The organism is bacterium, assembly GCA_020440705.1.
Lineage (GTDB): Bacteria > Krumholzibacteriota > Krumholzibacteriia > LZORAL124-64-63 > LZORAL124-64-63 > JAGRNP01.
The window spans coordinates 44370-55227 of record JAGRNP010000012.1; the positions used below are offsets into that span (position 1 = coordinate 44370).

7 protein-coding genes are annotated in these 10858 nt (G+C 72.6%); 1 reads left to right on the top strand and 6 read right to left on the bottom strand.

Features of this window, described 5'->3' with window-relative positions; all coding sequences use genetic code 11:
- Positions 1-142: 142 nt before the first annotated feature.
- On the bottom strand, positions 143-1840 hold the full coding sequence (locus KDM41_03600) for an NAD(P)H-hydrate dehydratase (GenBank protein ID MCB1182494.1): 1698 nt from the start codon (positions 1838-1840) through the stop codon (positions 143-145).
- Entirely contained in the window at positions 1837-2634 is a 798-nt protein-coding gene (locus tag KDM41_03605; protein ID MCB1182495.1) for an HAD-IA family hydrolase, read from the bottom strand. Before KDM41_03605 ends, KDM41_03600 begins: the two co-directional genes overlap by 4 nt.
- Positions 2635-2766: 132 nt before the next feature.
- Here KDM41_03605 and KDM41_03610 point away from each other — a divergent pair, with 132 nt between their 5' ends.
- Positions 2767-3588: a CPBP family intramembrane metalloprotease gene (locus KDM41_03610; protein MCB1182496.1), complete on the top strand. Its 822-nt coding sequence runs from the start codon at positions 2767-2769 to the stop codon at positions 3586-3588.
- 100 nt (positions 3589-3688) lie between these two features.
- Here KDM41_03610 and KDM41_03615 read toward each other — a convergent pair whose 3' ends face one another.
- From KDM41_03615 to KDM41_03630, 4 genes are all read right to left on the bottom strand, one after another.
- A complete protein-coding gene (locus KDM41_03615; GenBank protein ID MCB1182497.1) occupies positions 3689-3874 on the bottom strand; it encodes a hypothetical protein in 186 nt (61 codons plus the stop codon).
- Positions 3875-4040: 166 nt separating this feature from the next.
- On the bottom strand, positions 4041-5288 hold the full coding sequence (locus KDM41_03620) for an asparagine synthetase B (protein ID MCB1182498.1): 1248 nt from the start codon (positions 5286-5288) through the stop codon (positions 4041-4043).
- A gap of 56 nt (positions 5289-5344) precedes the next feature.
- Positions 5345-7348 carry a tetratricopeptide repeat protein gene (locus KDM41_03625; protein ID MCB1182499.1) on the bottom strand — a complete coding sequence of 668 codons (2004 nt, stop codon included), beginning with the start codon at positions 7346-7348 and terminating at the stop codon, positions 5345-5347.
- Positions 7345-10858: DUF4175 family protein (locus KDM41_03630; GenBank protein ID MCB1182500.1), on the bottom strand; the 3514-nt coding region annotated here is incomplete at its 5' end. The genes KDM41_03630 and KDM41_03625, both read right to left, overlap by 4 nt.

The following is a 10858-nucleotide window of genomic DNA, read 5'->3' on the forward strand; positions in this document are numbered from 1 at the left end:
CGGCTGGCCAGCTCCGGCACCACGCCGCCGAAGTGGTCGTGCAGGTCGACCTGGCTGGAGACGAGATTCGCCGCCACGCCCCGTTCGCTGTCGTAGAGGGCGACGCTGGTGTCGTCGCACGAGGTCTCGATGCCCAGGACCCTCACGCGTCACCGTCCGCGGGAGTCGCCGTCTGCACCGGCCAGATGCGCTCGCGCAGCTCGGCCACGGCGCTCGCCTCCTTCTCCATCTCCTCGAAGACCGGGCCGATGGCCGTGGCCACCTCGCGCACCAGCACCGAACGCGTGCTCAGGCCCCGGGCCGCCGCCGTGCCGGCCAGGCCGTGCAGGTAGGCGCCGAGCAGGGCGGCATCGCGGGCCGTCAGGCCCTGGGCGAGCAGGCCGCCGACCAGCCCCGTCAGCACGTCGCCGCTGCCGGCGCGGGCCAGGGCGTCGTCGCCGCTGGCGTTGATGTGGACCCGGCCGTCCGGCGTCGCGATGAGCGACGGCGCGCCCTTGAGCATGAGCACCACGTTCCACTCGGTCGCGTAGCGACGCACCAACTCGAAGCGCCGCGCCTCGACCTCGGCGGGCGTCAGGCCCACAAGGCGCGCGAACTCGCCGGCGTGGGGCGTCAGGACGACCTGGTCGGTGCCGAAGCGCGGCGTCCGGCCCGTGCGGGCGAAGGCGTTCAAACCGTCGGCGTCGAGGACGACCGGCCGCTCGCAGGCGGCCATCAGGTCGCACACCCAGGCGTCGGTGTCGGGATCGCCGCCGAGACCCGGTCCCACCGCCAGCGCCCCCACGCCCGCCGACAGCGCCGTGAACACGGCGTCGTCCAGGGGCGCGATGGTGCCGCTGCCGGTCTCGGGCACCGCGTTCGTCAGCACCTCGGGCAGGCTCACGCGCATGGCCGTCTCCAACCCGCGGGGCACGACGAGCGAGACCAGACCCGCTCCCGACCGCAGGGCCCCCATGCCCGCCAGCGTGGCCGCCCCGCCGTACGCCGCCGACCCGGCCACCACCAGCAGGGCGCCGAACTGGTACTTGTGCGACACCGACGAGCGCGACGGCAGCAGGGCCAGGTACTCGTGCCGCGGCAGCCAGTGCAGTTCCGGCGTGTGGGCCTCGCACAGCTCGGGCGGAAAGCCGATGTCGATCACCTCGACGTCGCCGGCGAAGTCGCGGCCCGGCGCCAGCAGCAGGCCCCGCTTGGGCAGCCCCACGGTGATGGTCATGTCGGCGGCCACGGCCACCGGGTCGATGCGGCCGTCGTCGCCCGACACGCCCGAGGGGATGTCCAGGGCGATGCACGGGATGCCCGCGTCGTTGATGTTCCGGATCAGGTCGATGTAGGGCCCGCGCAGGGGCGGCGTGATGCCGGTGCCCAGGATGCCGTCGACCACCAGGTCGGCGGTGCCGGCCAGCTCGGTGAACGCGGCCGCCCACTCCCCGGCCTCGGGCACGAAGACCGTCACCTCGTCGGTGAGGAGTTCGAAATTGGCCTGGGCGTCGGGACTCAGCTCGTCCGGACGGGCCAGCAGCATCACCGAGACGGGGCAGTCGGCCTCGGCCAGCAGGCGGGCCACGACGAGGCCGTCGCCGCCGTTGTTGCCCTTGCCGCAGATGACGAGGACCCCCGTCACCGGCGCGGCGTCACCCTCCCGTTCGCCCGCCACGTGACCGCAGCCGGGCCCGTGCACGTGCTCGTGATCGCTGCCCTCGGCCTGCTCCTGCAGGAACTCGAGGATGAGCTCGGCCATGGCCTCGCCCGCCCGCTCCATCAGCTCCAGACCCGGCGTCCCGGCCGCGATGGTGGCGCGGTCGATGGCCGCCATCTCCCTGGCGGTGCACACTCTCATGGGCCGTCCTCCCCGTTGGCGCCGGCCACCCCGTTCAGGCGGTCGAGCACGTCCAGCAGTTGCAGCAGATCATCCACCACGAAATCGGGGACGGTCGCGTCGCCCGGCACCTTGTCGGCGTACTGGCTGTACTGGTCGCCGTAGCGCGCGTACACGGTGTGGGTGCCGGCGTTGCGCCCGCCCCGGATGTCCCGTTCCTTCCAGTCGCCGATCACGACGGCCCGGTCCGGCGCGACGCCGAGGCGCTCGAGCGCCATGCGGAATCCGGTCGGGTCGGGCTTGTGGGCGCCCGTGTCGTCGTGGGTCAGCACGAGGTCGAAACTGTGCTGCAGACCGAGATAGGTCAACCGCAACCACGCCTCGAAGCGCGGCGCGTCGCTGACCACGGCCATGCGGTAGCCCGCCTTCAGCAGGCTGTTCAGCACCAGCCGTGCGTGGGGATAGGTGACCAGCGAGGCCTCCCGCGCCCGCCGGTACGCCACCACGGCCGCGGCCAGGATGCGGTCGTCGCTGCGACCGACGGTCTGTTCGAGGAAGAAGTTGAACACGCGCTGGTGCTCGATGCCCTTGTCCTTGTAGATGGCGAAGATGCGATCGGTGGCCTCGCCGCGCCCGAGGGGCAGGCCCGCGTCGATCATGGCCTCGACGGCGGCCCGGATCGCGTCCTCCTTGGCCTTCATGAAGTCGGTCAGGGTGTTGTCCAGGTCGAAGATGACGGCCTGGATGCGGCGCTCCGCCGGGGCGCCCGGACCGGCCGGGAAAGACGAAGGGGATGCCAGGGGCTGGTCGCTCACGGGACGGCCTTTCGCCGGGATCGGAAAGGGTGGGTGCCTTTGCATGATAAACCTATCCGGGCGCGATGGCACTCCTGCCGGCGGGCGGGAATGCGGTTGCATCCCCCGGGGGTTGCAACGATCATGGGCCCCATGGAATCGCCCCGCGAACCCCGACGGCACCTGCCGCCCGCCAGCATGTGGACGACCTGGACGGCCCTGCGCATCCTCGCCCTGGCGGTGATGCTCATGGCCGGCAACTTCCTGCTGCAGATCATCTTCTACGGGATGGGCGGCGGCCTCTTCCTGCCGGTGCTGGTCGGTTCGGTCGGCGGCGTGGTGGTGCCGCTGCGCCTGCTCGCGTCCCGCACCGGGCTTCCCCTGCGCGACGACTTCGGCCTGCACGTGCCGGCGATCCCCGTCGTGCTCGCGGCGGCCCTCATGGCGGTGGCCGCCCTCTCGCCGACCTCGCTCCTGGCCCAGTTCAGCGTGCGCCTGCATCCGCCCGACGCCGAGTGGCTCAACTTCATGGCCGACAACATGCCCCAGGGCCCGGTCGAACTCGCGCTGGCCTTCCTGGCCGTGGTCGTGGCGGCGCCCCTGGCCGAGGAGCTCGTCTTCCGCGGCCTGGTCCACCGCCTCGCCAGCCACCTGTGGGGACCCTGGCCGGCCGCCGTCGTCTCGGCCCTGGTCTTCGGCATCGTCCACGGCGAACCGTGGTACCTGTTCGGGCTGGTCGGCATCGGCTTCGTGCTGGCCGTGGTGTACGAGGCGACCGGTTCGCTCGTGGCCTGCTGGATCACCCACGCCGTCCACAACGCCATCTCCCTGAGCATGATGATCTGGGGCGACGACGGAGGCGCCGAGGTGCCCGCCCTCTCCCTCGTCGACGGGCTCATCGCGGGCGGCTCGCTCGTGCTGCTCGTCCTGCTGTCGGCCTACCTCTGGCAGAATCGGCCGGACCGGCACGCCTGAACGCACGTCGCCCCGGACCGGGACCGGTCCGGGGCGACGTGCGGGCGGGCGGCGAACGGCGGGGAGGCGGACGCACCCCCATCCGGACGGGACGGGACGCCTACTTCTCCGATTCGCGCAGGCTCTTGCCGAGGCTGATCTCGCCGTTGTCGATGCGGATGCTGAAACCGCAGGCCGGGTTGTGGCACACCCAGGCCTTGTAGCGGATCGGGGCGCCGTCGCGCCCGTAGTCCGAAAGCGGCAGCAGCACGCCGGCGTCGCATTTCTTGCAGGGAGGAAAATCCATCTTCGTCTCCAGGGCGCAGGCCCAGGCCGGGGCAGTCCCACCACCCGTTCCGGAAGTCCCATGACCGGCCCCTCCGCCGGACACCGTACGGCGCGGTCCCGATTCAGGACCTGCGCGGTCCGCATATCCTAGCAGAATCGTATGCGTTAGCAACCGCCGATCGGGCTCAGGTCTTCTGGGGCTTCTTCCGGGCCGCCGGGAACAGGACGTTGTTCAGAATCAGCCGGTAGCCGGGAGAGGTCGGGAAGAGATCCAGGTCGGTGGGCGGATCCCCCACGCGATGCTGGTAGTCCTCGGGGTCGTGGCCGCCCAGGAAGGTCCAGGTGCCCATGCCCCGCTTGCCGTGGATGTACTTCACCTCGTCGGTGCCCTCGACCGCGGCCAACACGATCGCCGAGCGCTTCAGGTTCTTGCGGCTGTAGCCGGTCGTCTGGCCCAGGAAGCCGTTGATCACGTTGACGTGGTTCTGGGTGAGCATGGCCGGCACCGGATCGTACTTGGCGGCGAAGGCGAAGAGGGTGAAGTAGTCGGCCATGGCGCCGCGCATCATGGCGTAGTTGCTGGTGTCCAGGTCGGAGAACTCGTACACCATCGGGTTGGTCGTGAGATGGAAGTCGCGGAAGGCGAAGGTGGCCTCGTAGTCGACCCGGTTGCGGTAGTCCGGATCGTAGGGCGTGTTGTCGAACGGCTCGGGCACGATGTCGGTGTCGAGCCAGGCCAGGGCGAGATCGATGGTGTCGGTGGCGCTGCACATGGCGAAGAGGAAGCCGCCGCCCTCGACGTAGGTGCGGATGGTGAGCGCGACGGCGTGCTTCAGCTGCCACACCGTGGCGTAACCCAACCCCCGCGCCATCTCCTCGCTGGCGTGCTTCTGCTCCAGGTACCAGGGCTCGAGCCCGAACGTCGCATAGAACTTGCCGTACTGGCCGGTGAAGTCCTCGTGGTGCAGGTGCAGCCAGTCGTAGTCGTTCAGCTTGCCGGCCAGGACGTCCGGATCGTAGACCACGTCGTAGGGCACCTCGGCGTAGGTCAGGGCCAGGGTGACCGCGTCGTCCCACGGCTGCTTGTTCGGCGGGCTGTAGACGGCGATGCGGGGCGGCGTCTCGAGCAGCACCTCGTCCATGTTCTCCTGCTTCACCTCGGCCCGGATGGCCGCCACCTGGGCCTCCCCGAGTTCCTCGAAATCGACCCCGAGCAGGCGCGCATCCAGGCGCACGCGGGCCGTGTCGTCGCAGAGGAAGCTGCCCCCGCGGTAGTTGAGCAGCCAGGTGACCTTGTCGCCGGCCTGCAGGGTGTGGAAGGCGACGCCGTATGCGCGCAGGTGGTTGCCCTGGGCCAGGTCCATGGGCACGAGCAGGTACGACGCGGCGCGCGCCGCCGGCGCGGCGAGCACGAGCAGGGCGGCCGCCAGCAGGACCGAAGGCCGCGGCAGGCGCTGGTGCAGGATGGGCATGGTTCTCTCCGCCTCGTCTACTGGGGCAACGCGCGCAGCTCCTCGCGCACGTCGTCGATGAACAGGTAGTCCGGGTACTGGGCCAGCAGCTGCTCCCAGACGGTGCGGGCCGCCGCGGCGCGCCCCGCCTCCTGCAGCAGCTCCCCGCGCCGCTGCAGGGCCCGGGCGGCGTAGCGCCCGTCCGGATGCTCCAGCGCGAGACGCTGCAACAGGGCCAGGGCCTCGTCGTCGCGACCGTGGGCCGCGTAGGCGTCGGCGAGCTCGAAAGCCGCCCGCTCGTAGAGGTGCTGCGGCGCGGTCAGGTCGAGGCGCCGCTCGGCCTCGCCCAGGAACCGCTCCAGCGCCGTGACCCGCGCGTCGGGATGCGCCGTCAGGTCGGCGTAGACCGCCGGGGCGTACAGGCCCAGGATCTCCGGGCCGCCGGACGGGTTCTCCATCTCCTCGGCGATGATCAGGCCCAGCTCCAGGGCGTCGTTGGCGTAGGCCGCGCCGGGGCTGTCCAGGGCGATCACCGCGAAGCGGTCGCGGGCGGTGGCGAAGTGCCCCTCCGCGAGGTCGAGTCGCGCCAGGTGGTAGTGGGCATGCCCGCCCGCCTCGCGGAACTCGGGATCCCGCCCCAGGCGCGTCAGCACGGTGCGCCCCCGGGCCGTGTCGCCGGCGGCCAGATAGCACTCGCCGAGCGTCAGGCGCACCAGCGCCAGGCCCTCGGTCGGCAGGTCCAGGTCGAGCAGCATGCCCTCGAGCTGCCGCGCCGCCCCGGCCGGATCGCGCAGCCGGTCGCGCGTGTAGTCGGCCAGCCGGATGCGCGAGGAGTACAGGTGCTCGCTCCCCGGATTCACCTCGCGCACGATCGCGAGGGTGCGGCTGAAGCGCTCGGCCCCGGCCGCGGGGTCGTCGCCCAGGCCGTCGAGCTCGAGCGCCGTTCCGCACACCTCGGCCAGGTAGTCGGCCGCGCGACGCCGGATCACCAGGTCCGAGCCCGGCTGGCGGGCCAGGTTCTCCAGCACCGGCAGCAGGAAGTCGACGGTCGCCTGCACCTGCACCGGATCGGTCAGCAGCTTCAGCTCGCGGCTGAGGGTCAGGCAGTTCTGCAGGAGCACCATGGTCAGGGCCGGCTGCGCCGTGAGCGGCGTCACCAGGGCGAGGGCCTCGTCGACCCGGCCCGCCACCAGATCCAGGTTGGCCACCAGGAGCGCCTCGCCGCCCCGGGCGGCCGGGTCGCCGGCCTTGGCCATCAACTCGGCCCGGAAGGCGCCGTGGTCGGCGGGCCGGTAGGGCCCCTCCAGCAGTTCGGTGCGCACCAGCGCGTAGTTGTACGGGTTGGCGCGCAGCTCGTCGCTCACCTCGGCGGCCGCCTCCTTCTGGCGCCCGAGGGCGAGCAGGCCCAGGGCGCGCTGGCGGCCCAGGAAACGCGGTTCGCTCAGCACCCCGCGCATGGAGTCGATGAGGCCCACCGCCAGGCCCGGGTAGCCGTTCTCCAGCATCAGGTCCATGCCCACGATGGCCGCGCTGCGGGTGTTCCGGTTCAGGACCATGAAGCGGTCCAGGGCGACGCGGGCCGAGTCCGGCTCGCCCGCCGCCAGCAGCGATGCGCCGAGTCCCCGCCACAGGGCCGGATCGTCCGGAGCCGCGGCCACCGCCTCCCGGCCGAGCGCGACCGCCAGGGCGTGATCGCCCTGCAGCTGGGCCAGGCGGATGCGGCGGCTCAGCAGTTCCCGTTCGAGTCCGCTGTGCTGGGCCAGTTCGTCGATCAGCCCGGCGGCGCGCCCCAGGTTGCCGAGGGTGAGCAGGCGGTCCAGTTCGATCAGGCGCCGCCGCAGGTTCGCGGCCTGCTGGCTCTGGAAGACGTCCGGGTGGGCGGGCTTGTCCGCGTCGCGACCGCCGCCTTTGGGCACGAAGAGGCGCTGTTCCATGGGCCCGCTGCGCGGCGGGGTCGGCTGCGGCGTCTGGGCCACGGCCCCGGCGGCAAGCCCGACCAGCCCGACCAGGAGGGCCGCCCTCGCGACGGCGCGGGCGCTCACGGCAACTCCCCCGCGGCCCCGTCCGGCGCGGGCGCCGGCGCGGTCCGCTCGAGGGAATCGAGGGCCGCGAAGTAGCGCCGCACCAGGTCGCGGTACTCGAGGGGCGCCTGCTCGAGGGGCTGGAAACGCAGGCGGAGCGGATCGTCGCCGTCGCGGCGTCCGGTCCCGTCGTCGCCCCGCTGTTCGGTGTAGAGCTCACGCGAGGTCTCGGCCTCGCGGCGCTGGGCGTAGTCGCGTCGCCGGACGCTGTTGCGCGCGTCGAGCATGCGGCTGAGGATGCGTTCCTGCCGCACGAGGGTCTCCTCGTCCACGAGGCCCTCGCTGATGTCGCCGCCCACGCTCTCCATCTCGCGCCCCAGCTCCGTCAGGTCGCCCAGGAGCCGTTCGCCCTCGGGGCGTTCGCGCTCCTGCTCGGCCAGGTCGCCCATGCGGCGGGCCATGTCGGCCTGCTCCTGCCCGAGACGCTGCATCCGGCTGCGCGCCTCCTGGCTCATGCCCCGGTCGGCGAGCTGGCGCCGCAGCTGGTCGAGGGTTCCGTTCAGCTTCGCCTGTTCCTTGGCCATCTGCTGCAGGTCCTGCGACAGGGACTGCTGCGGATCGCCGCCACCCCCGCCGCTGCTGCTGCTGCTCTGCATCTGCGCCTCGGTGAGCAGCCCGATGACGATGCGATTCGACTCGGCCAGCCCGTCGCGCGCGTGGCGCCGGGCGATGGGCGCCCGGTTCTCGCCCATGGCCTGGACGCCCTCGCCCATGGTCTCGATGACCTCGTCGAGCTGCCCCATGAGCTTCATGATCCGCATCGGCGCCACGTCCATCATCTCCGCCAGGCCCGCGCGCACCTGGGCCGCGGCCTTCTGCACGCGGTGCTGCCCCCGGGTCAGTTCCGTCGAGCGCAGGTCCCGCAGCTGGGGCGGAATCTGCTGCACGATCTGCTCCTGCCGCGCCGAGATGGCCAGCATGTCGGCCGCCAGCTCGCGCAGGTTCCCCACCTGCTCCATCTGCATGGCCTGCTGCATGGCCTGCTGCGACTCGAGCAGCACGCTGTAGAGCGAACCCATGTTGCGCAGGGCCTCTTCCTGCAGCTTGGCCGCCTGTTCCGGGTCCATCTGCGCGAGCTGATCGCTCGCCTCGCCCATGTTCTCGCCGGGCTTCTGCTGCTGCATCTGGTCGAGGGCCTTCTGCAGGGCGTCGGCCATCTGCTCGCCCGACTCGCGCGGGTTCGCGGCGTTCTCCTTCTTCAGGTTCGCCAGGGCCTCCTCGAGGCGGGCCTGCAGCTGCTCCAGCTCCTGCTCGAGGGCCTCCTGGCGCCGGGCCAGTTCCTCGGCGGTCGGTGCGGGCGCGGCGGGGTCGTCGGCCTCCTCGCCCGTCGGCGACTCCCCGGATTCGCCTTCCGCGGGCGCGTCCTGCGGGTCGCCGCCCTGATCCGCGGAAGCGTTCTCGTCGCCGGACGGGTCGGTGTCGCCGAGCCGGCTGTCGTCCCCGGCCGGATTCTCGTCTCCCGCCTGGGCCTCCTCACCGGCCGGATTCTCGTCTCCCGCCTGGCCTTCCTCACCGGCCGGATTCCGGTCTCCCGCGCCGTTCTCCTCGCCGGCGGAATTCTCCTCGCCGGACGGCTCCCCCGACTCGGCGGCGGCGTCCTGCGGATCCTGCGGCTCGTCGGCCGCCGCCAGCTGGTCGCCGGTCCGTTCGGCCTCTTGGTCGGCCGCCTGGCGGGCGGCCAGTTCGCGGCTGAGGTCGGCCAGTTCCTGCTGCTTGCGGATGAGCTGCTCGAGCAGCGCGGTCAACCCCTCGAGCTCCTGCTCCCGCGCCATGCGCTGCAGCATCGCCAGGGCCGCGTCGAGGCGGCGGGCCATGTCCTGCTGGTTGCGGGCCACCTCGTCCATGGCCCGCGACATCTCCTGGGGCGTGGCCTGTCCGCCGCCCTGCTCCATCTTCTCGAGCAGCGACTGCAGCTGCTCGCTGGTGCCCGGCTGCAGCAGTTCGCTCATCTCTTCGGCCCGACGCAGCTGCTCCTCGCTCGTCAACTGGCTCTCGGCCAGCTTCCGGAGCTCGCGCTGCAGCTCCTCGGCGACCCGGGCCAGCTCCTCCTGCAGCGTCCGCTGGCGGTCGATGGCCGCTTCCATCTCCTGCTGCCGCGACCAGTCCGGCACCGGATTCTTCAGCAGCTCCCGGTTCAGCCGGTCCAGGTCGGCGTTCAGTTCGGCGCTGCGGCGCCGCATCTCCTCCAGCTCACCGCGTTTGGTCTCCGTGGTCTCGGCCTGGCTGACCAGCACCTCGGCGGCCGACGGCAGGGCGAGCCGCACCACCCCCGAGCGCCCGACGTTCGCCGGACGGGGCCGCTTGTTGTCGGCCGCCTCGACCATCAGTTCGATGGCGTCGCCCGCCACCAGGTCCAGTTCGTCGGTGCGCACATCCAGGCGCAGGCGCAGGGCCAGGCGGCCACCCGCGTCGAGCCGGGTCGTGCGCACCCGCAGGTCGCCGGCGGCCGTCGCGAGGGGACGCCACGTTCCAGACGCGTCATCCGCGCCCCCGGCCGCGCCGCCCCACACCGCGGCGCCGAGCCACGCTTCGGGCCCCTGCCCCAGCCCGCGGGCCGCACCGGTCCGGGCCAGCAGACGCAGGTCGTCCAGGCCGTAATCGTCGGCCGCCTCGACGACCAGCGTCACCTCGCCCGCCAGCGGCAGGATCCCGTCGTCGTCGGGCCGGTCGAGCCGCACCACCGGCGCCTGGTCCGCGGCGGCGGCGATCTCCCAGGTCAGGGGCGACTGGTTCGCCAGCCCCCACGCGTCCCGCAGGTGCACGCCGAAGGTCCGGTCCACGACGACGTCGAGGCTGCCGGAGACCCGCAGGGAGTCGACGGCCAGGCTGAGGGTGTCCGCTTCGCCCGTGACGAGGGTCGCCGCCACCACCGGATGGCTCACGCGTCCGGTCAGGTGCACCCGACTGCCCGCGGGCACTTCGAACCAGGACGGCGCCCGCGGCAGCTCCCGGGCGGGCAGGCCGGTGTAGGCCGGCGGTTCGACCCGCGCGGCCAGATCGGTCAGCAGCGGATAGGGCCGCACCTCCACGTCGCGCGCCGCCGAGAGCCGTGCGCCGCGGCGCACCCGCCAGCTGAAGTCCTCGCGCACGTTCTCCAGGCGCGCCTGCCAACCCAGGTAGGGCGCAGGCAGGCCCACGGCCACGTCCGGCCCGGGGGTCGGGCGGGTGGGCAGGGCCTGCCAGGTGCCGCCGCCGACCCGCACCTCGAGCACCGCCGCCGGCCCCGGGCGCGGTCCGAAATCGACCCCGGCCAGATCGGCCGCCTCGCCCGCGATGACCGTGCCCCGTCCGGCCACGGCGAAGAGTCCACCGGGCCGTTCGCGGGTCGCGGCGGGCTGGGGCCAGACCAGCCGGGCCAGGCCGCGCCGCGTCTCGCCCGGCGCCGCCGCCAGCAGCACGATCGCCAACGCCAGCGCGGCGCCGGCCCCCACCAGGGCCAGACGGGTGCCGCGCTGCGGCAGCACCGCGTCG